The 26,139-nt window shown below is 45.5% G+C and carries 22 protein-coding genes; 18 read left to right on the top strand and 4 right to left on the bottom strand.

Annotated features, from left to right (window positions below):
• The first annotated feature begins 129 nt into the window (after positions 1–129).
• On the top strand, positions 130–585 hold the full coding sequence (locus BUA17_RS05425; protein ID WP_329959852.1) for a hypothetical protein: 456 nt from the start codon (positions 130–132) through the stop codon (positions 583–585).
• Positions 586–654: 69 nt separating this feature from the next.
• Here the strand turns inward: BUA17_RS05425 and BUA17_RS05430 are convergent, their stop codons facing one another.
• Together BUA17_RS05430 and BUA17_RS05435 are read right to left on the bottom strand one after the other, a co-directional pair.
• A complete protein-coding gene (locus BUA17_RS05430) occupies positions 655–1,506 on the bottom strand; it encodes an aldo/keto reductase (protein ID WP_063565018.1) in 852 nt (283 codons plus the stop codon).
• Positions 1,507–1,728: 222 nt separating this feature from the next.
• Positions 1,729–2,772, bottom strand: a complete 1,044-nt coding sequence (locus BUA17_RS05435; RefSeq protein ID WP_072732843.1) for an SIS domain-containing protein — start codon at positions 2,770–2,772, stop codon at positions 1,729–1,731.
• A gap of 284 nt (positions 2,773–3,056) precedes the next feature.
• Between BUA17_RS05435 and fba the strand changes: the two genes are divergently transcribed.
• From fba to BUA17_RS05500, 13 genes are all read left to right on the top strand, one after another.
• Complete coding sequence (gene fba, locus BUA17_RS05440) at positions 3,057–3,923, top strand: class II fructose-1,6-bisphosphate aldolase (RefSeq protein ID WP_072732844.1); 867 nt, start codon at positions 3,057–3,059, stop codon at positions 3,921–3,923.
• The gene (locus tag BUA17_RS05445; RefSeq protein WP_083584588.1) at positions 3,887–4,849 is read left to right on the top strand and encodes a 1-phosphofructokinase family hexose kinase; all 963 of its coding nucleotides are present in this window, start codon (positions 3,887–3,889) and stop codon (positions 4,847–4,849) included. Before fba ends, BUA17_RS05445 begins: the two co-directional genes overlap by 37 nt.
• 184 nt (positions 4,850–5,033) lie before the next feature.
• Entirely contained in the window at positions 5,034–5,834 is an 801-nt protein-coding gene (locus tag BUA17_RS05450) for a DeoR/GlpR family DNA-binding transcription regulator (protein ID WP_072732846.1), read from the top strand.
• A gap of 70 nt (positions 5,835–5,904) precedes the next feature.
• A complete protein-coding gene (locus BUA17_RS05455) occupies positions 5,905–7,197 on the top strand; it encodes an ABC transporter substrate-binding protein (RefSeq protein ID WP_072732847.1) in 1,293 nt (430 codons plus the stop codon).
• 15 nt (positions 7,198–7,212) lie between these two features.
• On the top strand, positions 7,213–8,148 hold the full coding sequence (locus BUA17_RS05460; protein WP_063565013.1) for a carbohydrate ABC transporter permease: 936 nt from the start codon (positions 7,213–7,215) through the stop codon (positions 8,146–8,148).
• Positions 8,149–8,170: 22 nt separating this feature from the next.
• A complete protein-coding gene (locus BUA17_RS05465) occupies positions 8,171–8,995 on the top strand; it encodes a carbohydrate ABC transporter permease (RefSeq protein ID WP_063565012.1) in 825 nt (274 codons plus the stop codon).
• 18 nt (positions 8,996–9,013) lie between these two features.
• Entirely contained in the window at positions 9,014–10,315 is a 1,302-nt protein-coding gene (gene melA / locus BUA17_RS05470; protein ID WP_072732848.1) for an alpha-galactosidase, read from the top strand.
• Positions 10,312–11,268 carry a carbohydrate kinase family protein gene (locus BUA17_RS05475; protein ID WP_072732849.1) on the top strand — a complete coding sequence of 319 codons (957 nt, stop codon included), beginning with the start codon at positions 10,312–10,314 and terminating at the stop codon, positions 11,266–11,268. The genes melA and BUA17_RS05475 overlap by 4 nt, the downstream gene beginning before the upstream one ends.
• Positions 11,269–11,318: 50 nt before the next feature.
• Positions 11,319–12,866, top strand: a complete 1,548-nt coding sequence (locus BUA17_RS05480) for a right-handed parallel beta-helix repeat-containing protein (protein ID WP_072732850.1) — start codon at positions 11,319–11,321, stop codon at positions 12,864–12,866.
• Positions 12,867–13,120: 254 nt separating this feature from the next.
• On the top strand, positions 13,121–14,782 hold the full coding sequence (locus BUA17_RS05485; RefSeq protein ID WP_072732851.1) for an extracellular solute-binding protein: 1,662 nt from the start codon (positions 13,121–13,123) through the stop codon (positions 14,780–14,782).
• Between the two features lie 75 nt (positions 14,783–14,857).
• The gene (locus tag BUA17_RS05490; protein ID WP_139295613.1) at positions 14,858–16,693 is read left to right on the top strand and encodes a sensor histidine kinase; all 1,836 of its coding nucleotides are present in this window, start codon (positions 14,858–14,860) and stop codon (positions 16,691–16,693) included.
• Between the two features lie 2 nt (positions 16,694–16,695).
• The gene (locus BUA17_RS05495) at positions 16,696–18,267 is read left to right on the top strand and encodes a response regulator (protein WP_072732853.1); all 1,572 of its coding nucleotides are present in this window, start codon (positions 16,696–16,698) and stop codon (positions 18,265–18,267) included.
• A gap of 158 nt (positions 18,268–18,425) precedes the next feature.
• Positions 18,426–20,474, top strand: a complete 2,049-nt coding sequence (locus BUA17_RS05500) for a glycoside hydrolase family 16 protein (protein ID WP_064638366.1) — start codon at positions 18,426–18,428, stop codon at positions 20,472–20,474.
• A 267-nt stretch (positions 20,475–20,741) separates the two neighbouring features.
• Here the strand turns inward: BUA17_RS05500 and BUA17_RS05505 are convergent, their stop codons facing one another.
• Together BUA17_RS05505 and BUA17_RS05510 are read right to left on the bottom strand one after the other, a co-directional pair.
• Positions 20,742–22,133, bottom strand: a complete 1,392-nt coding sequence (locus tag BUA17_RS05505) for a M56 family metallopeptidase (protein ID WP_072732854.1) — start codon at positions 22,131–22,133, stop codon at positions 20,742–20,744.
• Between the two features lie 9 nt (positions 22,134–22,142).
• Positions 22,143–22,517 carry a BlaI/MecI/CopY family transcriptional regulator gene (locus tag BUA17_RS05510; RefSeq protein WP_063565003.1) on the bottom strand — a complete coding sequence of 125 codons (375 nt, stop codon included), beginning with the start codon at positions 22,515–22,517 and terminating at the stop codon, positions 22,143–22,145.
• Between the two features lie 428 nt (positions 22,518–22,945).
• On the opposite strand from BUA17_RS05510, the gene BUA17_RS05515 reads away from it, so the two are divergent.
• The 4 genes from BUA17_RS05515 (at position 22,946) to BUA17_RS05530 (ending at position 26,120) form a co-directional block, all read left to right on the top strand.
• Complete coding sequence (locus BUA17_RS05515; RefSeq protein WP_072732855.1) at positions 22,946–23,572, top strand: hypothetical protein; 627 nt, start codon at positions 22,946–22,948, stop codon at positions 23,570–23,572.
• 247 nt (positions 23,573–23,819) lie between these two features.
• A complete protein-coding gene (locus BUA17_RS05520) occupies positions 23,820–24,413 on the top strand; it encodes a YdeI/OmpD-associated family protein (protein WP_072732856.1) in 594 nt (197 codons plus the stop codon).
• A 183-nt stretch (positions 24,414–24,596) separates the two neighbouring features.
• Complete coding sequence (locus BUA17_RS05525) at positions 24,597–25,625, top strand: ABC transporter substrate-binding protein (RefSeq protein WP_072733492.1); 1,029 nt, start codon at positions 24,597–24,599, stop codon at positions 25,623–25,625.
• A gap of 123 nt (positions 25,626–25,748) precedes the next feature.
• Positions 25,749–26,120, top strand: a complete 372-nt coding sequence (locus BUA17_RS05530; protein ID WP_063565000.1) for an iron chaperone — start codon at positions 25,749–25,751, stop codon at positions 26,118–26,120.
• Positions 26,121–26,139: the final 19 nt, after the last annotated feature.

The raw sequence follows: 26,139 nt of genomic DNA on the forward strand, positions 1-26,139 counted from the left end.
TTGAGTCCTGATGATTTGAAGCTATGGCTGGTGATCTGGGGTGCATTGTAAGACACCATTGGTCATTCACCTACATACATTATCTCAGGACAAATGACTATTGAAGTCAGTCATGGAGGTTTTAATCTTATGTCAATTAATCATCATTCGAATACATCACATCCTTATTGGATCGAGAACGTGGGCGGGAGAGAAAGGGAAGCTATGACTCCTCATCCTGTAGTTGTGGAGGTTAGGCAAGTCGCATCCAATCAGATTGTAGTGACGTACGATCAGCCAGCGGATTTAGCATCAGCAACAAACATATCGAATTATTGGATAAGAAGTAATATGTCTAGTCCATCAGATATAGCCAGTGTAGGAATGGGAGAAGCCATCACGAAAGAAAACACGATTCGTGCTGATCGGGGGATGATAGCTCCTATTAATAATTCCAAAACGAGATTTGTTATAACCTTCAATGTTAACGCGACTATGGGTGTTCTTTATATTTTGCTTCCATGCTTTGTCAATTTGGAGGGGAGATCCGGATTCACTGGTGGAAATTGGGGACCGTTCAGTAGAAATATGTTTATTGGGTTGTAGTAAACAGTTCAATAGGGCATGAACACAAAAAGTCGCCAGAAATGGCGACTTTTTTATCGATAGAAAGGGTCAGATTTCAAGTTTACGTGTACCGAGCCACTTCACCATTTCTGGGTCGTTATGAGAAAAGAACAGACTTTGCTTCGTATCTAATGCAGTAATTGATTCCATATCATTTTGGCTTAATTCAAAGTCAAAGATATTGAAGTTCTCAACAATTCTCTCTTTACGAACAGACTTCGGAATGACAACGACTTCTCTTTGTGTCAACCAGCGTAAAACGACCTGTGCAACAGATTTATTCACCTTTTTCGCAATGGATAGCAATACATCATTCTGGAACAGATCATTTCTTCCTTCAGCAAAAGGCGCCCAGGATTGAATCTGAACATTATTTTCTTTCATAAAAGCAGCACTTTCGATTTGTTGATTGAAAGGGTGTGTTTCAACCTGGTTTACCGCAGGAACTACCTCATTATGAATGATTAAATCGATCAGACGATCCATCTGGAAGTTGCTAACTCCAATAGCACGGACCTTTCCTTCACGATACAATTCCTCCATAGCGCGCCAAGAGCCGTACACATCGCCAAAAGGCTGATGAATTAAATACAGATCCAACACATCCAATTGCAATCGATCCAGAGATTTTTGGAATGCTTTTTTAGTGTTTTCATATCCAGTATCCTGAACCCAAAGCTTTGTAGTAATAAATAATTCTTCTCTTGGGACACCACTTCGTTTAATGGCTCGACCAACGGCTTCTTCGTTCAGATATGAGGCAGCTGTATCAATCAGGCGATATCCTGCCATAATGGCATCGTAAACGCTTTGTTCGCATTCATTTTGATCTGCAATTTGATAAACACCAAAACCCATAATGGGCATCTCCACACCATTGTTAAGTATTACTTTTTCCATGTTAAAGCCCTCCTTCTTATAGGTTTATTATGTACCAAATCATCATTCTAGCGTTATATCATTCATATCAAATGTTTGCCTAATTATCTCACAGGACGTATAAAATTGATTTTTGACATTCAAGTAAAAGACTTCTATTCCGCTGAATAGAAGTCTTTGGATCTCCCTCTGAAATTCCCCTTTTCCAACCTTCCAAGCCAATTGAAAGAACTAAGCTATCTTTTATAGCTTGACCCAGGCCACCAGCCCATCGGGTTGATCCGGGTTAATACCATGGCGTTCGGCATTAGCCAAAGCAGCGATTTGCGAGATGAAAATGAAAGGAATACCCCGTACCGCTGTATTAAGCGGATGACTAGTTGTGATCTCAAGGTCGATGAACTTCTGCGGGATACCCATTGTTCGATCGGCAAACGTGATAATGGTGGCTCCACGCTCCTTAATATCCCTCAACAGATTGCGTTGATGCTCAATACCGCTGTCCGACAAGGCAGCAATCACTAAAGTATCCGAACCCACGGTGACCATCGGCCCGTGCCGAACGTCAAGAAGATGGTATGCGTGGGCTTGTGTCTTGGCAATTTCGGTCAGAGCGATGGCACCCTCGGCTGCGAGGCCTTGTAGTTCACCGTCTGCAAGCAGGACTGCATTCGTCCAATTGAAGTCGGAGACACGGCGGATGCTGTCCTCTACACGTGCCATGTAGGCTTCACCTTGATGAATCGCTTCCTGCATATCGATAATCAGCTCCTCATCACCAGCAAGAAAAGCGGCAAGCAGCAGATTGGCTGCATACAGATTGGTTACTGTGCGGGTCTGGCAAACGCTATGGTCGAAAGCCCAGGGCAGTTCCAGAGGGAACTCAGCGTTTTTGGATAACGGCGAGCCCGTTACACAAGAAATCGTTAATAATGGAATACGTTGATCGGACTGAAGTAAACGCAATGCTTCAACGACCTCACTCGTACTGCCAGATCGTGACGGCGCTATGATCAGGCTACCCTCCAGCATGGGACGATAGCGGTCTGCATGGAGCATGAGATCACCAGCGGCAAGTGACATTGCAGGCAGGCCAGCACGCAAACGGAAGGAAAAAGCGGCCGCTTCGCTCAAGCAATAGCTGGACCCGGCGCCAACAAAGGTTACGGAGGTAATCGCTTGAGCTTGGACAAAGGCAGTAAATTCCGTGCGCTTGGCCAGTAAATAGTTGTAGGTCTGCTGTAGGGCCTTATATTGTTCTTTTACTTCACGATACGTCAAACTCATAAAAATACCTCCCGGGAATGATTTAGATTGATAGCTTCAGTTTGTGATCTTTTCGATCAAATATATAGTTAAATGATTGTGATAATCATAATTATGCCTTTATATCCCTGTAAATTGCAATAGTTTTCCAAAATAATGATTGATTTAATCAAATAAAAAGATTATTATGATCACAAGCTAGAAATCATCAAATGTTTCCCATACTCATCTGACCCGTGAAGGGAGGTGCAGGATCGTTCAAATCGTCGCTATGTAACGACGAAACCTTAAAAGGGGGAATGGATATGCCACTGATCTCGTCCACTGAAATGCTGCAAACAGCTCGCAGGGATCAATACGCCATCGCTGCATTTAACGTTCATACCCTGGAAATGCTTCAGGCTGTCGTTGAAGCGGCTGTAGAAACCGAATCACCGCTCATTATTCAAACCACGGTGGGCACAGTCAACCACTTGGGACCAGATTACATTGCTCATGCGGCTAAAACCGCAGCGGACTTGACGGATATCCCCATCGCACTTCATTTGGATCACTGCACTGATTTTTCAACGATTATCCGATGCATACGAGCAGGTTATACCTCCGTTATGATCGATGCATCCATGTATCCTTTTGAAGAAAATGTGAACCTAACCCGTAAAGTGATGGAGGTTGCTCAGGCATCTGGCGTAAACGTGGAGGCTGAGCTTGGTAAGGTTGGCGGCGTTGAGGACGATATTGTCGTCGAGGAACAGCATGCTTCTCTAGCAGATCCGGAAGATTGCGTGCAGTTTGTTGAACGTACTGGTGTAACTACACTGGCTCCAGCAATCGGTACCGCACACGGTATTTATAAGGGACAGCCGAACATAGATTTTGAACGAATTGAAACCATTGCGAATCGAGTATCTGTTCCTTTGGTGCTGCACGGTGGTTCGGGCATACCAGCTGAACAGATTCATCGGGCGGTTGCACTTGGGATGTCCAAGGTAAATATAGCCACAGAGCTGCGTATTGCTTTTTCCGAAGCTATCAAAGATGTATTTTTAATCCATCCAGAAGAGAATGATCCACGTAAATACATGGCTCCGGCGAAGGGAGCAGTTAAACGGCTTGCCATGGAGAAAATACGGTTATGTGGAAGCACTGGCAAAGCCGGCGTAGTCCGATGATTACCACGGTCACACTCCATGCGGCCATCGACCGGACATTATACGTTGACAAGTTTGGCGTAGGTCAAATGCATCGGGTGACAAGACAGGTTAATGAGCCGGGCGGCAAAGGCAATAACGTAGCCAAGGTGATCCGGCAGCTCGGCGGTGAAGTCACAGCTACAGGCATTATTGCCGGCAATAACGGTGTATTTATTGAGAGAAATCTGACTGAACGAGGGATACGGACTGCTTTTATCCAATCAGCGGGAGACTCACGAGTCTGCCTCAACATTGTGGATGATTCCAGTGGTAGCTCTACCGAGCTGCTTGGGCAGGGTCCAAATATGTCAGAAGCTGAAGTTGAAGCGATCAAGAAAAAAGTACAGGAGCTCGCCATCCAGTCTAGTGCAGTTATTATGTCTGGAAGCTTGCCCCCAGGTGCACCGGACACATTGTACGCAGAACTGATTTTTATTGTTCGTTCAGCAGGCGCGCGAGCCTTTCTGGATACAGGTGGAACAAGTTTCACCATTGGGCTGAGTGCAACACCCCATTTCGTGAAGCCGAATGAGCAGGAGCTGGCCGAATGGCTGGGGCAGAAGCCAAGAAACGTGAGCGAATGGGCCCGTGCAGCGCACAGGTTGGCGGATCAAGACATTGATGAGGTGTGCATAACACTCGGCAGTGACGGTGCTCTGGCTATTTTAAACGGAAAAGCATATATGGTGAAGCCGCCAACCATTCAGCCTGTGAATACGGTAGGTTGCGGAGACGCCTTTGTTGCCGGCATGGCATATGCAGGAGAGCGCGGCGATTCGGATGAGTCCAGACTGCGTACGGCTGTCGCGGCTGCTGCTACGAATGCAATGTCTTCTAAAGCAGGTGACATCGACTATGTTCTGTTTGAGGAGTACGAACATCAGGTGCAAATTATACCTTTATGATGGTTGAAGGTTTTGAAAATCAGCTTCATATCCCTCATGAATAACCGTTAGAGAGATACTTTTCTTATGGGATGCAGTTCACGTCGACATATTGCAATCCATCCTTTCATCCTACACAATAGAGCTAGCACGGGCTGAAGTTAACGGATATCATGCAGGCCCAGACATATTAAAGGAGAGACTTATGCAATATTCAAAGGGTGAACTGCGCAGAGCACAAACATTGGAACTGATTAAATCGCATGGAAAAATATCGCTGCAAGAGATTGTCCAGACGGTTGGCTGCTCGGAAGCAACCGCAAGACGTGACTTGGACGCACTTGAAAAAGCGGGCGAGATTATTCGAACAAATGGGGGAGCCATATATGAAGGGGGCCTGACGTCGGCGGTATCGGAGCTACCTTTTGCAGCAAAACGCGATTTCCGACGGATGGATAAGGAACGGATCGCTGCCACGGCCGCTGCCCTTGTTAAAGAGGGAGACATTATCTGCCTGACGGGCGGTACAACGACGTTCTTTATTGCGAAAGCACTCAAAAAGCATCGTAATATTACAATTGTCACCAACGCGGTGAATATTGCTTATGAATTGGCTGATACCGAAGATATTCAGGTTGTGGTCATTGGCGGCGTTATGCGGTCTAAAAGCTACGAGTTATGCGGTCCGCTGGCAGAAAGTGTGATCGACAAAATTAACATTACGAAAATGTTTCTCGGGGTGGACGGAGTAACGCAGAATTTCGGCTTTACGATGCATTCCGAGCTTGAAGCTCGTATTGCCCAATTAACAATGGAACGTTCCAGCGAGGTTTATGCTGTATTCGATCAAAGCAAGATTGAGAAAAGTGCTTTGTTTACGATTGCTCCCTTAACTCAGGTGACAGGGGTAATTACGAATAAACAGCCGGAGGGATGGTTTGAGCAGGCGTGCCAGGAGCATCAGATTGCGATACATACAACTACAGACCACATTGCTTCTATTTAAATACGCGTAATACTCAAACGCCCTTCCCTTCATATGCTGGCTAATTTGCAGGACAAGGGAGGATATGCGAATGCATTTTTCCAAGTTTATGCTGATCATTGCGATGGTTTGTGTTGTATTCGCTGAAGCGGGCTGTTCCAGCTCCTCCTCTTCAGGCGGCGATACATCCGCAGACCCGCAAGGTAAGGTGAATCTGGTCTTTTGGAGTCATCAGGAAGACGCCATTGTGGGCGCATACAAGAAATTAATATCCAAATACCAGACCTTACACCCCGATATAACGATCGAGTATCAGACCTTTCCATATGATGTATACAGCCAGAAGCTGAAAGCCTCATTCTCCGCGAAGAAACCACCCGATATTGCCGAATTTTTCGGCACGTGGGTGCCCGAATATTCCAAGAACGATCTGCTTGTCGAAATCCCTGATAGTGAAAATGTAAAAAAAGAGTACTATGATGCTCCCCTTGGGGGATATTTGCGAGACAACAAGTTATACGGGCTGCCACTTGAATACAACATTGAGAACGGCGGCATGTTGATTCACCCGCAAATGCTCAAAGACCAAGGCTTCGATCACGCACCGTCCAACTGGACAGAGCTTGTGGATTACGCCAAAAAATTGACTGTCCGTGAGAACAATGTCATCAAAGTCAAAGGTTTCGATTTTGTATCAGCAGACAATATTACGTTTACTTTCTTATCCCTTATTTTGCAGCAAGGTGCAAGTTTTATGGGTGAAGACGAACATGTTAATTTCCACTCACCGGAGGCGGAGAAAGCGATGTCCACCTTGGTCTCGCTCGTGGCCGATGACAAAGTTGCGGATTTAACCACGTTCGGCGGTGAGCTGGATACCTCTGACTATTTTTTTCAGGGGAAATCAGCCATGACCTATCGCGGTCCCTGGACGATTGCTGCGGGACAGAACAACTATAAGGTTGATGATTTTGAATACGTTTCCGTGCCTTCCTTTACGGAAAATCCACCCGTTTTTGCTGCCGAATCCGGTTGGGGTCTTGCGGTATCCAAGAAAAGCAAACAGCAGGAGGCTGCGCTTGATTTCATCCAATTCATCTCGGAGAAGGACAACCTCTCGACATGGAATACGGATACTTTTACCGTACCAGCCAAAAAAGAAATTGCCGAAAACCCGGAATTCCTGAAGAACAATCCTCATCTAAAGCCTTCGCTGGACATATTGGCGTTAGGTCAATGGATCGGCCCTATAGCAGACCGGGATTTCTTCTTCAAGCAGGTTAACGACAATTTCCAGCTGATGGCTAGTGGACAGCAGAGTGTCCAGGACGGGTTAGCGAACATTGAACAGACGATCAATGATAATCAGGATCAACATAAGTGATAGGGGTGCTGGGGCATGAGTACTGCTATATCTACCAACAAGGCGGACAAGGTTAACCCAGCGGTAAAGTCAACAGCTTACAGGGCAAAACGAAGGTTCATCATCATCTCACTCGTACCGATCTTGCTTCTGTTCGGGGTGTTTGCTTTCCTTCCCATCGCATGGAGCCTGGGCTTATCCGCATTCAAGTATGACCCACTCAGCTCAAACGCGATATTCGTGGGGGCGGAAAACTATATTCGCATGTTCCAGGACTCCATCTTTCTGAAGTCACTGTGGGTAACCTTCAAATTTGTATTTATCGCCGTATTGATCAACATTGTCATTACGCTTTTGATTGCTTCAGCGATTCAGCGAGTCCGCATCCCGTGGCTTAAAAATGGCTTTCGGACTATATTCTTTCTTCCCACGATCGCTCCGCTGGCGGGAACGGCCATCGTCTGGAATACCATGTTCAATTACAATGACGGCTTGTTCAACATGATTCTCGCCAAGATGAATATGGCGCCGATCCAGTGGCTCAGTGATCCGCATTATGCGCTCTACTCCGTCATTATGATGACCTTGTGGGCTGATATTGGCTATAATATCGTTCTTTTCATTGCTGGACTGGATTCTATCCCGGATATGTACTATGAAGCAGCGACGCTGGAGGGGGCGGGCCGCTGGCATGTCTTTCTTCACATCACACTGCCATTGCTGCGTAGAACGTTGCTGTTTGTTTCCATCACGACAGTTGTTTCCTATTTTCAGGCCTTCCCACAATTTCAGATTATGACCAAGGGCGGACCCTTCAACGAAACACGAGTGCTGTCACTGCAAATCTATGAACAGGCCTTCTCCAGCTCCAATATGGGGTACGCATCTGCTATGGCAACCGTATTTCTAATGATCATCCTGCTTGTGACGCTGCTGCAACTTCGATGGGGACGCACGCAATGGGAACATTGAGAGGAGAGGGGAGAAGAAGCCGATGCCGCGTAAATTCAGCCTGTGGGAAGGGTTTACTATCGCAGTTCTTGCAGTTATAGCTTGTGTTATGCTTTTGCCTTATGTCTGGATGGTACTTTCATCTCTGAAAAGTAACATGGACATCGTCTCAGGTTCCGCCGGTTTTTTACCAAGTAAGCCGAGTCTGGACGGATACCGAACGGTTTTTAGCGAGGCGCCGTTTGTCACGTGGCTGCTGAACAGTCTGATGACTTCCGTCATCATAACGGTGGTGACCTTGTTTACAAGCGCTCTAGCCGGATATGTCTTTGCCAAGCATCAGTTTAGAGGTAAGAAACTGCTGTTCATTCTGATCCTGGCAACCATGATGATTCCCTTTCAGGTTATTATGATTCCCACGTATCTGATCACGGCTGAGCTTGGACTGGTTAACCATTTGCTGGCGATTATTTTGCCCAATCTGGTTAGCTCCTACGGCGTATTTCTGGCTAAACAATTCATAGAAGAGATTCCACAGGAGCTGCTGGAGGCAGCAAGGATGGACGGTTCTGGCGAATTCAGGCTGATGCTTCGCATCGTTATGCCGCTTATTCTGCCGATGCTGTCAGCGTTGGGAATATTCACGTTTATGAACTCCTGGAATAACTATCTGTGGCCACTGATTGTATTAAATGATGAGAGCAAGATGACCGTTCCGCTGGCATTGGTCTATTTTAACGGAACGCACCAGGTCAATTACAACGTGGTCATGTCAGCTGCGGTATTGATTACAATACCGGTTATTATAATGTTCCTGATCTTCCAGAAGCAATTTATTAAAGGCCTAGCTATGACGGGCATGAAATAACGGGTGAGGAGAAGAGTTATGACTAAAATCTCAATTATCGGAGCAGGCAGTGCATTTACACGAGAGATCGCTATGGATATCCTGCTGATTGAAGGCTTGGAGGGTGGAACTATTGCCCTGGTTGATATTGACGAGCGGCGGCTTGAGTTGGCACGCAGGCTGGTGCTTCAGATCGTGGAACAGACAGGGAAGACGTGGGAGGTGATTGCCTCTACAAATCGCAGAGAGGTCATCGGCGGTTCACAGTTCGTGATTAATCAAATTGAAGTAGGCGGGCTGGAGACGGTTCGTTATGAATATGAAATTCCGCTGAAATATGGGGTAAAGCAGTGCATTGGCGATACGCTGGGACCAGGGGGACTGTTCAAGACACTCCGTACCCTTCCCAGCTGGATGGAGATTGTGCGGGATATCGAAGCGCTCTGCCCAGACTGCATCATTCTAAACTATACCAACCCGATGTCGGCGGTTACACTCCTGACTTCCCGCATTACGGATATTCCGGTGGTGGGACTATGCCACTCTATCCAGAACACGTCGGCTCAACTGGCTGAATATGCAGGAGTTCCATATGAAGAGATGTCATGGAAAGCCGGAGGTATTAACCACATGTCCTGGTTCGTGGAGCTGTCCCACGCCGGGAGAGATCTGTATCCAGTATTACTGGAGAAAATACAAACTCCTGAACTGCTGCGGCAGGACCCGGTCCGCTTTGATGCGATGAAATACCTGGGTGCATTCGTTTCGGAATCCAGCGGCCATTTCTCGGAATATATCCCGTATTACCGTAAACGCCAATCACTTATCGACCAGCACTGCAACTCAGGTTATAACGGAGCTACGGGATTCTACGCTGACAACTGGCCGATCTGGCGGAGAGAGAATGATGAGCAGATCGTTTCACAGCTTGAGGGAACGGCACCGCTTGAGCTGAAATCCAGTAATGAATATGCAGCCATTATTATCGAAGCAGTATTGAAGAATGAGCCGAAGGTCATTTATGGTAACGTTCCTAACCGGGGGCTGATTGAAAATCTGCAGGCTGATGGTGTGGTGGAAGTGGCCTGTCTCGTTGATGGGAAAGGCGTTCAGCCTTGTCGCTTTGGAAGACTGCCCGAGCATTTGGCCGCATTGTGCCGCTCGAACATGGCTTTTTTTGACCTGGCAGTGGAAGCTGTGCGGAGGAGTGACAGGGAGATGGCTCGCCATGCACTGATGTTGGATCCGCTAACTGCTGCCGTATGCTCCCTGGAGGAGATCGGAAGTATGTTCGATGAACTGTATGAGGCGGAACAGGGATTTGTTCCGGTATTGAAATGATGCAGAGACAACAAACAAGTCCCGTTGTTGTCATTGCTGGCGAGCTAAATGTCGACGTCATTGTATCGGGAACGGATGTCATGCCGGAATGGAATCGGGAAAAAATGGTTGATGGTTTCGAGATTGTACTTGGTTCCTCTTCAGCAATAACGGCCTGTGCGCTGGCAAGCCTGGGAGCGGATGTGAGATTCGTTAGCGTAGTGGGAGATGACGATTTCGGAAAATTCTGTATAGCTGAGCTGCAGCGTATGGGCGTAAATACAGAGCATGTAACCCGATTGTCTGGCATCAAGACAGGTGTAACTCTGTCGCTTTCCACACCCGATGACCGCGGGTTGTTAACTTACGCTGGCAGTATCCCATTGTTAACACCGGATTATATCCCGGAGTCCCTGTTGCAGCAGGCCGCACATCTTCATTTTGGTTCCTATTATTTGCAGGATGGAATGAGACCTCATTGGCGAGAGCTCTTTACAAGATTGCGGGCAGATGGGATCAGCACGTCTTTTGATACCGGCTGGGATGTATCCAATCAATGGGACCGCGAGGGCATAAGTGCACTACTGACGGTAACTGATTTGTTTATTCCCAGCGAGGATGAACTGCTGCACATTTTCCCTGCCGCTGGGGTAAGCCATGTACTTGATTCCATGCTTCCTGGTGTGGCAGGAATTGTAGCGGTCAAACAAGGGTCAAAAGGTGCTACACTACGTCAACTGGACGAAAGTAGAATATCGGCCGGATCTTACACTTTGACACCCGTCGATACGACAGGGGCAGGAGACTGTTTCAACGCAGGAATCATATATGGATACTTGCTTGGGATGCGAAGTGATGAACTGCTGCGATTTGCCAATGCATGTGGAGCATTGTCCACACTTGGCATTGGTGGCACAGGGAGTTTGCCGACAATGGAGGCTGTTCTTCTTTTGCAGGCTGAGCATGAACAATAAATCCTGATTTTAATCTAACACAACCAAATTGATCAAAGGGAGTTGAGAATATGTTGAAATTCGGTAAAACATTGCTGGTGGGATTAAGTATGGCGGTAGGGATAGGACTGGTTTCAGGCATTGAATGGTCCTCATCTGCTGCCGCAGCAGGCACAGATTACTACGTAGCGACAAACGGAAATGACTCCAGTGCGGGAACGAGCAGCGCGCCATGGAAGACGCTTCAGCACGCAGCGGATGCTGTTCCTGCAGGCAGTACGGTGCATGTTCGTGGCGGTGTGTACAACCAGAAGCTGAAGATCACCCGCTCAGGCTCCGCTTCACAGGGGCCGATTGTATTCACTAACGATGGCACGGAGACTCCGATTATTGACGGTACAGGACTTTCGGTTAGTGGGATTGAAGGGTTGATTGACCTGACCGATGTGAATTACGTTACCCTTCAGGGATTTGAAATTCGCAATTATACTACAGCTACTAAGGACGTCATGCCCGTAGGCATTTATGTTCACGGATCAGGCAGCTTCATCAATTTGTCTGGTAACAAAGTCCATGATATCAAAAACACGGCCACCCCAACCGGCAGTGATCTCCTTGGCCGTGACGCACATGGGATCGCCGTATATGGAACAAAGGCACCGGAATCCATTCACGATATTACGATTAATGGTAATGAACTGTATAATCTTGTGCTCGGCTCCAGCGAATCCCTGGTTCTCAACGGTAACGTGGACACCTTCTCGGTGACGAATAATGTCATCCACGATAACGACAACATCGGCATTGATCTCATCGGATATGAGGGTAAAGCGCCGAATACGACTTACGATCAGGTACGGAACGGACTCGTGAAGGGCAACAGAGTCTACAATATCACTTCCAACAATAATCCTTCGTATGGGAAGTCACTTCCGAATAACAGTAATGCGGCCGATGGCATTTATGTCGATGGTGGCAAGGATAGTATTATTGAACAGAACTACAGCTACAACAATGATATCGGTATCGAGATTGCGTCCGAGCATGCCGGTAAATCTACCAGCAATATTACTGTTCGCAGCAACGCAGTCTACAACAACCGACTCACTGGCATCGCCATGGGCGGGTATGATACCAAACGCGGCTCCACCGTAAACTGTAAGATCGTTAACAATACCGTATACAAAAATGACACGCTTGGCGATGGCAGCGGCCAGCTTTACGTTCAATACGACACACAAAATAACGTAATTAAGAACAACATCTTCGTAGCCAGCTCTACAGATGTATTGATTTACAATGAATACACCAAAAATTCCGGAAACGTTGTGGATTATAATCTTTATTTCGCCCCTGCCGGAAGCAATGGAGCCAACTGGACTTGGAAAAATAAAGATTACACAGGATTCTCTGCTTATAAAACGGGAACTGGCAATGACGCGCATTCCTTGTTCATTGATCCCAAATTTGTGAATGTTACAGGATACGATTTCCATCTTCAATCTACATCTCCAGCGATTGATGCCGGGAACACGGACAATGCAATTATCGGAACACTGGATATTGAGGGGAAACCGAGAGTCCAGGGAGCTGCTGTGAATATCGGCGCTTACGAGTGAGATTTATAATCTAACGGGAAGATTCTCCCGAAGGCAATAAAACAAAGGTAGCTGAGTAATCAGCTACCTTTGTTTTATTTTATTTAAAGAGTAATAATCCTCTTTAAATAGCCGTGCCTGAGTTAGAACTTATCTAAACCAATATTTAGGTAGCAAGCGGCATTTCCATTTCGATCCAAGGATAGTAAAATCGGTTATATGATGATTAATGCAAAGGTTAATTCACAACCGTAGTCAAGAAAGGAGGATATGGAATGAAACCCGGTTCCATTAAGCACAGCATGGTCATCTATGGGACCATAATCTTAATGCTGGTTTTGGCCGCGTGTTCCCAATCAGAGCAAAGTGAAAATCCATCACTCCCACAGCCCGTTCATCCTAAACAACAGCCGATTGAATACAAGTCGAACCCCGATGAACCCGCATGGAAGCTTGATACCACGCCTGTGGATTTGACCTGGTTTGTAGGTGCGAACTGGTATGGGCACACATGGGGTGAGAGCATGACCTCCAAAATTGTAACAGAGAAAACAGGTGTTAACATCAAATTCGAAGTGCCATCGGGTGAAGCAAGCGAACAAATTGCGCTCATGATGACTTCCGGTAAGCTGCCTGATTTGATGACAATAGGCTCGTGGGAAAGTGCGATTAATAAGTTGTGGGAAGGGGATCAGGTGTATGCCTTAAATGAACTGGCGGAGCAATATGATCCCTACTTTTTCAAGGTCGCGGGGGACGGTACACTGAAGTGGTATCGTCAGGAAAACGGCAATACATATGGCATTCCAAATGATTCATACAGTCCCAGCCTAATGCAGACAACCGGTTTGACGGCTGCGAACCAAACCTTTTTGGTAAGAAAGGATCTCTATGAGGCTATGGGTAGACCCGATTTGAGCACTCCGGAAGGCTTTCTGAACGCATTGCAATTGTTAAAAGATCAGTATTCTGTGTATAAAGGTCAGCTCATTAGTCCCTTCTTTGCTCAGGGGAATGTCTCTTATGGGATGACCGAGTACCTGCAAAACCTGCTGGCTATTCCCCATGAAAAGGAAGGAAAATTTAACGACCGTATGACCGACCCAGACTATATCACCTGGTTGAAAACCTTCCGTACAGCTTATGAGCGTGGCCTGATTAATGTGGATTTTCTGGTGGATTCGAATGCTCAGGTAGAGGAAAAAACCAGTAATTCCCGTTATTTTATGATGATTCGCGAGTGGACTGGCATGGCGGCTATCAATCCGATATTGGCGGCAGGTGCATATCCAAACTCATACTACATCGCTGTGGATGGCCCGCAAAACAGTCACGGTGATTCCGCCAGATTGTTCCCTGGTAACATGGACGGTTGGATGGTTACGATGATTAGCAAATCCACCAAGAGTCCTGAACGAGCCATCCGATTTTTGAGCTATTTAGCGAGTGAAGAAGGCCAAAGGGATGTATTTCTGGGTAAAGAAGGCGAAACATGGGCGATGAGGGATGGCAAACCGCAGTTGACGGCGGAAATGGTCCAATTGCTTGACACAGATAGGGAGCGTCTGGAAAAGGAATACGGTATCATGGATACCTACTGGATGCTGCGCAACCCTGCCTTCGTTAACCAGTGGAGACCAGAAAAGGCGCCATCCGTTAAGCAAATGGAGGAGTTCGCGAACAAACAGGCGGATATGGACAGCGGCATCTATAAGGGAATAGATCCTATAGGAGATTCCGATATAGCCTTATCCTGGTCGCGTATTTCTCAGAATTGGGAAGAAGTTCTGCCTGAACTGATTACTGCCAAAGATGAAGCTGCTTTTGATAAAATTTTCGAAAATTTCTTGGCCCGTCGTGTGAATTACGGTTTTAATCAGGTAATGGAATACCGTCAGACCGAGCTGGAAGCGAGAAAAGCCAAGATGGCTGAATAATCATTCCCTAACAACCTCGCTCTCTATCGACTAACTTGTAATATATGGTATAACAAAGGTGGTGCGGATTTCAGAGTGAATTACCTACTGACTAGATTGAGGAAACTTTACCGCAATGCCCGTATATCCCAAAAGCTGTTTCTGGCGTTTAGCGTGATGATTGCCATACCCGTTATTTTAGTATCCTTTTTATATATTCGCATGCAGGAAACCCAGCTATACAAGGACGCTATGTCAGCGGGCAACAGCCACGTTTCATGGCTAAATGAACAATTGCGCAGCAGAATGGATATCATTGAGAACGCTTCCAACACGGCACTCACTCAAAAGTCATTTGTGGATTTTATTCATTCCAATATGCTTGTGGATGGACTACGACTGGTGAAATTTAAGCAAAACCAATTTGAGCAAATGCAAAATATCATTCAGAGTAATGCGATGATCAGTGAGCTCAGCTTTTACGTGGATAACCCGAACTTATATGAAATCTGGCCTGAAATCTATCATTATCAGAAATTTTGGCCGCAGGATTACTGGGCAAAGCTTCGGGATGAAGGTGGTGCGGCTTACCGCTTATTTTCTTTTAAGGATGGTGAACATACGCTATCCTATTACCGGCTGGTTCGCCTTCAGGGTCAGGAGAAAAAACGACCTAGTATTATGGAAATTCGCGTTCCGCACAGTATGTTTTTCAGCGATCTTCTCCAGGAGAGCAAGGGAGACTTCTTTTCTGTTTTGATGAACGAAAGCGATCCTCCCCAATATGTTTATAATCCCCAGCATGAGTTTTCTCGAAAAGCCGGAGAAGGACTGGACGAAATCCTTGGCGGTATTCATCGCCAGCTGGATGTACTGCCACAGGAAAGTCCCGTTAAGATTAAGGTAGGTGATCAGAGCTACTATGCACTGTACCGCTATATCGCTCCGCTAAACACTTATGTGGTCGATATCGCCTCCCATCAGGCATTGATGAAGGGGCCACGCAGCTGGTATGCATTTGTGGTAACGATTACATTATGTGTTCTGCTGCTCATCATGCTGCTCGTATCACATACAACTCGGCGCATTTTCCGACGACTGGACAGCGTACTGGCTTCAATGCGTCAGGTACGAAAAGGAGAACTGGATGCAACGATTGATACCGGCCTAGATGAGAACGAAAGAGGGGATGAGATCGATGAGGTGGCTGTGAGTTACAACAAAATGTTACATGAGGTTAAACGTCTGATGACACAGGTCGTGGATAAACAATTAATCGCCAAAAACGCACAGCTGCATTCACTGCATTCGCAGATCAACTCTCATTTTTTGTATAACGCACTGGAATCTATTCGAATGCTCGCGGAGGTTCAACGACAACCTGCTATTGCGAATTCATTGGTATCATTAGGTTCGCAACTTCGCTACAGCATGCAGTGGCGCAGCGATACGGTTGCACTTCGCGAGGAACTTGCCAACATTCAAAGTTATATTCAATTTATTAATTTAATGGAAGGCGGCAGCATCATGTTGACGGCAGATCTCCCGCAGGAGGTGCTCCGCTATGCAATTCCTAAAATGTGCATGCAGCCTATCGTTGAAAATGCAGTGCATCACGCTGCACCATCAGGCGGGAGTGTGTGTATTCAGATCACCGTTTCAGTGGAGAATGAACGCTTGCTTATTAACATACAAGATGATGGAGAGGGGTTAGACCCGGAGATGTTAGTTCGACTGCAAGCGGCACTGCGGGGAGACTCGGATTCGCCGATTGTTACCAGCAAGAACGGACTTGGTTTGGAAAATGTGAATAAACGTCTGCAGCTTCATTATGGAGAGAATTGCGGTCTTTGGATTGATAGTGTTCAGGGCGCTTATACCTGTGTAACGATACATTTGCCTTGGGAAAATGTAAATCTTGGAGGGTGGTAGGAGTGATCAATATTCTGGTTGTGGACGATCAAAAGCACATACGTGACGGTCTGCAGGCGATGCTGCATCAATTTCCTCTGGAGCTGAACAACATATACTCTGCCGCAAGTGGGATGGAGGCGCTAATCCTTTTGCGCCAGCATAACATTCACATCGTTATTACTGATATTATGATGCCGGACATGGACGGACTCGCACTGATGGCAAAGACCAAAGAGGAGCGCATCGAGGTGGAATACCTCATTATTAGCGGTTATAGTGATTTTACATATGCTCAAAAAGCCATCGAACTTGGGGCAAAGGGATACTTGTTAAAACCTCTGAAGCGAGAGGATCTGCAAACTTCACTAGAGCATGTATGGCAAGAAATCCAGACACGGCAGACGCTTACGTACAACATGCAGCATGTCTCCCGTCTCGCCCGAGAGACAGATCGTAAAGAATTACGAATGTTTATGCAGGGAGCGTTAAACGATGAGGCCTGGATCCTCCAAATCCAGGAACAAAATCCTTCGCTTTGGCACAATTATCGCTTATGTTTGCTGCGAGAGAAATGTTGGATCAACCAGCCGGGTTCCAGCAGCGTCCATAGCATGGAAGCTATTGCTTATAGTGTGTTCGGTAGACAAGGTTGCGTTTGCCTGCAACACAGCCCGTATCTGATCCTTGCAGTGGATGCAGCGATAGATCCGGATGCTTTGCCAGCGGCACTCAAGGAAGGAATGATCGATGCCATAACCGTTATGACTGACCCGCAGCAAGGATTAAAGATGTTGCCCGGCAGCTATACACAAGTACATGAGCTATTCCACCATAGTTATCTGTTTCCAGATCAATATATCATCCTGCCAGCAGCTATTGAGCATATGGAGCAGCAGTGGCAACTTCCCTATGAAGAACTGTATGAACTGTTCCAGTCTGTTGGGACCGACGATAGTGGTAAAATTGCTCAGGGCATTTCCGCAATATTTCATAAAAATGTGCTTCAACGCTATCATATTGGCTATACCCAACAGCTCTGTGGTGCCACAGTGCAGATGATGGAGGAATACGAACGAGTAATTCGCCCCTACATGGGTGAAGAAGCGCTGGATCTTGAATCTTTGCGTAATCTCTTTGATTATCCGGGGATGCGCGATTATATTCAAGCGCTGCAACAGCAGCTGCTTCGACTGAATCAGTTCTATTTTGAATATAAGCACAGTTATCGCAATTCTCAGGATTTAAATGAAGCCATCCGTTTTATACACGAGAGCTATCATAAGCCGCTGGACCTCGCGATGGTATCCAATCATGTGTCGCTTAATTACGCCTATTTCTCAAATCTATTCAAGAAGAACATTGGCAAAGGTTTTGCCGAATATCTGAGAGATGTACGTATGGATAAAGCACGGCGTCTCCTAGCCGAAACCGATCATAAGATTGTTGAAGTTGCTGCTATGGTAGGCTATGAAAGCTACAAAAGCTTTACGCGAGCGTTCCGCCTTGTGATGGAAATTCAACCCACAGAGTATCGACAAATGATGCGCCAAAAGGTAGAACGTGAAGTGCACTATCACAGTACAAATATATAAATTGAATCAAAACCCAAAAAAATGGGATATAACAAAAATAATTGTACCTTTTCAGCAGATTATCCTATTCGATAGAATAAAGATATTCCCCGATGTAAGCGATTACCTTTATACGCATAGATTGGGTGAAACTATGATCCTATCAAAGGAGGGCAATTATGAAACCATCTCATTTTACGGAGAAACGGTTTATGAAAAAGGTACTTGGTTTGTTCTTAGTGGTTGTGATGCTGGCTAGTGTTGGCGTGCTGCCAACTTCAAAAGTTCAAGCAGCTGGAACGACAGTTACCTCAATGGAGTACTTCTCACCAGCAGATGGACCTGTTATTTCAAAATCAGGGGTTGGCAAAGCCAGCTACGGATTTGTTATGCCTAAGTTCAATGGAGGCTCCGCTACGTGGAATGATGTCTACAGTGATGTGGGGGTCAATGTGAAAGTCGGTAACAACTGGGTTGATATTGATCAAGCCGGAGGTTATATCTATAACCAAAACTGGGGGCACTGGAGCGATGGTGGTTTCAATGGCTATTGGTTCACCCTTTCCGCAACAACCGAAATTCAACTGTACTCCAAAGCAAATGGTGTTAAGCTTGAATATCAACTTGTATTCCAAAACATTAACAAAACAACCATCACAGCCATGAATCCAACACAAGGGCCGCAAATTACAGCAAGTTTCACAGGCGGTGCAGGCTTTACATATCCAACGTTCAACAATGATTCTGCGGTAACCTATGAAGCCGTAGCGGATGATTTGAAGGTGTATGTAAAACCTGTAAACAGCAGCACATGGATTGATATTGACAATAATGCAGCTAGCGGCTGGATTTATGATCATAACTTCGGCCAATTCACCGACGGTGGTGGAGGGTACTGGTTTAACGTAACGGAGTCGATCAACGTCAAATTGGAATCAAAGACTTCTTCAGCTAACCTTGTTTATACCATTACGTTTAATGAACCTACAAGAAATTCATATGTCATTACGCCATACGAAGGAACAACCTTCACAGCAGATGCGAATGGTTCCATTGGAATTCCACTTCCCAAAATTGATGGGGGTGCGCCAATCGCCAAGGAACTGGGCAACTTTGTATACCAGATTAACATCAATGGGCAATGGGTGGAGTTGAGTAACTCCAGTCAGAGCAAGTTTGCATACTCCGCTAATGGCTACAACAATATGTCTGATGCCAACCAGTGGGGATACTGGGCCGATTATATCTATGGTCTTTGGTTCCAGCCAATCCAGGAAAATATGCAAATCCGTATCGGATATCCGCTGAACGGACAGGCGGGTGGAAATATTGGCAACAACTTTGTCAACTATACCTTCATCGGTAATCCAAATGCTCCGCGTCCGGATGTATCCGATCAAGAGGATATCTCCATCGGAACACCAACTGACCCAGCTATCGCGGGCATGAATCTCATCTGGCAGGATGAATTCAACGGAACTACGCTGGATACAAGTAAATGGAACTATGAAACAGGATATTATCTCAATAACGATCCGGCTACTTGGGGATGGGGTAATGCAGAGCTGCAACACTACACGAACAGCACCCAAAATGTTTATGTACAGGACGGGAAGCTGAATATCAAAGCCATGAATGATAGCAAATCTTTCCCGCAGGATCCGAATCGGTATGCACAGTATTCTTCAGGTAAGATTAACACCAAGGATAAACTTTCCTTGAAGTACGGCAGAGTAGATTTTCGTGCCAAGCTTCCTACAGGTGATGGCGTTTGGCCAGCACTGTGGATGCTTCCAAAAGATTCTGTATACGGCACATGGGCTGCATCAGGTGAAATCGATGTTATGGAAGCAAGAGGACGTCTACCTGGGTCTGTAAGCGGTACCGTACATTTTGGCGGACAATGGCCGGTGAACCAGTCTTCGGGTGGCGATTATCACTTCCCAGAAGGGCAAACTTTTGCCAATGATTATCATGTATACTCGGTTGTCTGGGAAGAGGACAACATTAAATGGTATGTCGACGGCAAGTTTTTCTATAAAGTCACTAACCAGCAGTGGTATTCCACAGCTGCACCGAACAATCCGAACGCACCTTTCGATGAGCCGTTCTATCTCATTATGAACTTGGCAGTCGGCGGAAACTTCGACGGTGGCCGTACTCCGAACGCGTCCGATATCCCGGCAACTATGCAAGTGGATTATGTACGTGTGTATAAAGAACAGTAATAAAACAGCCGTTTCCGCGATTGGGGTCGTGTCGAGGCCATTCACCATAGTTATGGGTGATAAGGCAAGCTGAACGGAGAAGAAAAGACAGGCAAGACCAACAACAAAATGTTGTTGGTCTTTGTCGTTTGAGAAGGTAGCCGGTTAGTCTCAAGCGAAACTAATCTTTTCTACAATAATGAAGCAGCCTTCGTTCAACAATTGAACGAAGGCTACTTGGAGTCTTTATATCAAGCCTATTTATTTTGTAATTTCATGAAAATGCTTTTAATGACGGGAAGATTCTTGCGCGGGTACTACAGAAGCCTCTTCACGAACTGCCGCTTGAGCCGAGGGACGAGCTACTACAGCTGCTTCTTCACGAACTGTGGGTTGTGCTGCCGAACGTGCTACTACAGGAGATTCTTCAGGCACAACCGGCTGTGCTGATGGACGCGTTACTACAGGAGCTTCTTGACGGGCTACCGCTTGGTCATCCGAATGTGGTACCACAGAAACTTCCTCACGAGCTGTCGCTTGAGCTGATGGGTGTGTTACTACTGGAACTTCCTCACGAGCTGTCGCTTGAGCTGATGGACGTGTTACTGCAGGAGCTTCTTCACGGACAGCAGTTTGCTGCGATGGGCGCATTACTGCGGAATCTTCTTCACTCGCAACCACCCTCGGAGTATTGCTGGAAGCCCAAGCCGTTGTCACTGTACTAATTGCACCAACAACAAATAGCGTCGATATCGCTATAACAAAGGTTTTCTTGTTCACATTCTTTACGTTAAGCATAAAAGTTAATCTCCTTTTTAGTTGTTTGCCGTCCCCGGATAAAGAGGAACAGAATTGTATAGGTAAATTCCTTGATCCTGCCACTACGTTCAGGATGGTTTCCCCATAGAGTTTACGATCCGCAAGGGACATTCCCTTTACAACTTCTTCATCGCAGGACAGTTCACTCCATGTATGAATATCTTTGGAAAGCATATGAACCAATGGATTGAACCAATGCAATGCACGGGCTACTAATATGAGCGCCTTGATCCATAGGTCTTTCCTTTTCAAGTGGATCAGTTCATGATGGAACACCATACCGATATCCACACTTTCAGAATTCTTTAGAGGCAGATAAATAGTAGGTTTCCTCAATCCAATTAGAAAAGGACTGTGAATTAGAGTGCTGTAAGCAAGCCGAACCTCTCTCTTGAGACCCAGATTCTCCTTGATTACAGGGAGCAGCATCGCAACTTCACTGTTCTTCGGAACGATAGTTCGCGTAAGTTTTAATGTCTTGAGAAACCTGTGATAACAATATGTTTGCCATGCTGCAAAAGCTATGACCCCGATTACCCATAAGCATATTAAAGCGAGAGCTACATTTGCTGAAATGGTCTGTACCTGGATGGCAGGAGTCGGATTGAATGCTCCAGGTAACACTTGTTGAACATTTAAGGGTAACTCGTTTACTGTAGTACTGGATGTGAACAACGAAAAAATCCAATTAAAGACCAGAAAGATGGGCAATAGATACAAAACTAAAGCCATTTTCCCAATTCCAAAACGCCATTTTGCAGGAATGACTTGAAAGGGAGCAAGGCGCAAAGACAGAATGAAAGCGACAACGACACTTCCGGCAACAGTCAGCGTAGACAGTAATACAAGAATGGTATTCATTGACTACACCTACTTTTCTGAAAACCATTGTCTCAGCTCTGCAATGTCTTGATCAGAAAGCTTGTCGCCATCATACAAAGCTGAAATCAAATTTTTTACAGAGCCTTGATATAATCCATCCAGGACTTGTTGTGCCTCCAATAGCTTGTAGTCTTCGGGCGAAATACAGGGAACATACTTGTTGGTACGTCCATCCCTTGTAGCTGTAAGGGCCCCTTTGTCTACTAGCCTAGAGAGAAAGGTGGAGATCGTTTGCGCCTTCCAAGCTTTACCCCTTTGGGAAAACATGTTCAGCAGTTCGGTGGAGGTGACAGGTGGCTCACACTCCCAGATCACTTCCATCAGCTCCATTTCAGTATCCGATAATTTTTGAAGATGGTTCACGGTGAACACTCCTTAACTTCGTTATGCGTCCATATCGAAGGTTATTACTACACTACGTAGTAGATACAATTTACTACAACGTGTAGTAGGTAGTCAAGTATTGAATGGATGCTGCGGAACCAAAGTTAGGTTTGTACCAGCTATATAAGTGCAACTAATGAATATTTACACTGACACTCCGATGACAGAACAACCTTCCGATCGCTGTTATCCCCAGATTTTTTTGATTCCTTTTTTGAAAGGGGAAATCCGGGGATAAAGGCGAACGCTTCGCTTCTTCAGGTTATTTCTGTCCTCTCCGTTATCGTGTAAATGTTTAGTTGAACATATATAGTAAGTTCAATCTTTGATTGATTTTAATGCAGAGACGAATGTCTGGAGTATATACTTAGTCTTAAATCCTGAAATCACTATAGAGGAGAAATCATATGAATCTGTTTCATATACAATCTACATTGCAAGAGGTCGACTGGACCGCGTCGTTCCTGGAGAATAACTTTATCGGCATTGGTTGGCCGGCGACAGGAGATTTGGAGCACGAGTCTACAGAAGAATGGAAAGCGCAACTAGTTCAACGCTACAGGATAGGAAAGGCAGAACTTAGTGATGTCTTAGATACGCTCCATACTTTTGTCTACATCATGCAGGATGGGGATTATGTCTTGATAAACGATGATGAATGGACATATGTAGGGGATTTGGGTGATTATTTTTACGATGATTCCAACGGAACCGGAGAGGAATACATATGCCACCGACGAGGTGTTACCTGGCTGGGACGTATTCCCTTAGCAGAGTTAAGTGACAGAGTACTTGCACTTGTAAGTCATTATTCAATCATTGCGAAATTCGAACATCCAATTTCTCAGGCTCAACTGGAACCTTGGGTTTCGATCACCTCTGAAACTACTGAAGGAGATAATGATTCTTCAGTTAGAGTAGATGAAGGCACTATTCAAGAAGCACTCAATGTTCTAAAAAAGGCATTGCATAGCGAAGAAGAAGATCTGCGAATCCGTGCAGCGGCGGCAATTTTACAATACGCCAAATCCTAGGGGCTTTCTCACTTTGATTTCTTTATTATCGGCTTTCTAGTAAGGGGTAAGAGGTGGGACAAAGGACATATGTATATGAGTTAAATAATAGTTAGTGTTGACCAGACGCCAAATGGTGTCATAATATTTAAGCGACACTACATGGTTTCGAATGAAATTAACTGCTTTCTCTTGGCAATCATATGTAAGAGAAGAATTATTTTAGAAAACACAATAATATGACTAGCATGATGAAGGATGGTCCCTGATGACAACTAATAAAACAAATCCCAAGGTGGATGAATATTTAAACAAAGCAAAGAAGTGGAAAGAAGAATCGGAGAAGCTAAGAGAGATCGTTCTATCCTGTGGCCTTACAGAAGACTATAAATGGATGCATCCTTGTTACACGTTGGAGAATAAAAACATCGTTATCATTCATGGATTTAAGGAGTATTGTGCGCTTCTTTTCCATAAAGGAGCCTTGTTAAAGGATAAGCAGGGTATTCTAATCCAACAAACAGAAAATGTACAAGCTGCTCGCCAGATCCGGTTCACCAATCTTCAACAAATCGTTGACATGGAAACTATCCTGAAAGAGTACATTCTTGAAGCCATTGAGGTTGAAAAGGCCGGATTGAAAGTGGAACTCAAAAAAAATACAGAATATGATGTTCCAGAAGAGTTTCAAACTAAACTGGATGAAAATCCTGCTTTGAAAACGGCATTTGAAGCATTGACGCCTGGACGTCAACGGGCATACCTTTTTTATTTTTCGCAACCAAAGCAATCCAAAACACGCGTGTCAAGGGTTGAGAAATCTACACAGCAGATTCTGGATGGTAAAGGGTTAAATGATTAAACCGTTAATGTAATTTGGGAAGCAGTTTGTTTTAAAATAATTTATATGCGTCGAAGCACCTGCCTTGGTAGGTGTTTTTTTGTTTTGTCTTTTGTCGAATATGAAAGCATCTTGTCAAATGTACTATTGCATGGTATCGTTGATAACGATTATCAATATCATTTGAAAAAAGGTGGGTTTATTTTGCTGAAACGAAAAAATTCGATATGGATTATATCCGCATTGATTGTATTGCTCTTACTGAGTGCATGCGGTCAGGCCGCAACGACAAGCAATACAACGGAGACAACAACAACCGGTGCTGCAGACACTGAATCATCAACCGACTCAACTTCTGCGTCTGGTGCCGCTACCACAACAGGTGCCGAGGGAGAGACCGTTACATATCAGTCAGATGCAGGTGAAGTACAAGTACCTGTAGATCCGAAGCGGATCATCGATCTGACGGCATTTTCAACAGGGTACTTTGTTGCACTTGATGCTCCAGTCGTCGGTGCAACGTCAGGCGCCATAAACAACAAGTACATCAAGGATCAGCTCAAAAGTGAGGGGGCAACAGATCTGGGAGAGCAGCCCACAGCCGAGCAACTGATCAGCCTAAAGCCTGATCTGATCATCGCATACACCAGTATGGAGGGTCTCGACAAGTTGTCGCAGATTGCACCAGTGGTACAGTTACAATATGGTAAGCGCAATTTCAAGGACCTCATGTTGGAGATGGGTAAACTAACCAATAGAGAAGCCCAGGCAAAAGACTGGATTTCGCAATGGGAAGCGAAGATCAATGAGCTCAAGCCAAAAGTACTTGCCGCTGTGGGAGATCGTACAGTTTCCATTTTGAATCCATACGCCAAAGGATTATTTGTATTTGGGCATAATTACGGTCGTGGTGGTGAAATACTCTATGACGAATTTGGCCTGAAGGCACCAAAAAGGGCTCAGACAGAGGCAATTGACAGTGGCACAGGCTGGGCCTCAATCTCGATGGAAGTGTTACCGGAATATGCAGGCGACATCATTTTCACCAGCCCGTGGTCAGGAGATACAACCGATCCGAAGATTGTTTATGATAATACGGTGTGGAAAAACCTAACTGCGGTCAAAGAGGGCCATGTGTTCCAGCTTGATCCGACCTCCGATACATACAACGACCCTGTATCGCTTGAAGGTCAGCTGAAATTTATCTCGGACAGCCTGCTTTCGGTGAAGTAGTCCTTGAGTAATATATATTTTTTCAGCCCTTTGGCGAATCTGGAGCAAAGGGTTTTTCAATTTCATTTTCATGATAATATGAGATGAAGTATGCGAAATAAATCTGGGTTAGGAGAAGATAATATGGACGTTTTTGCAGAATATCTAGCACGAATTGATAACCTGGGACATCGGGATCGTACGGAAGAAGTTTTAGAATGGATTATCAAGAAATACCCCAATTTAGTACCAAAAATAGCGTGGAATCAGCCCATGTTTACCGATCATGGCACATTTATTATTGGATTTAGTGTATCCAAACATCATTTGGCTGTGGCGCCTGAAAAGGCAGGGATTAATCATTTTTCCGATGAAATTGTGAAGGCCGGTTATGAGCACACCAAGGAGTTGGTGCGTATCCGGTGGGATGGGCCGGTTGATTTTTCATTACTGGAACGAATGATTGATTTCAACATTACGGAAAAAGCAGACTGTTCAACCTTTTGGCGGAAATAGGCATGATCGATAGACTACA

Origin of the sequence: Paenibacillus sp. ov031 (assembly GCF_900143165.1) — a bacterium.
Lineage (GTDB): Bacteria > Bacillota > Bacilli > Paenibacillales > Paenibacillaceae > Paenibacillus > Paenibacillus marchantiae.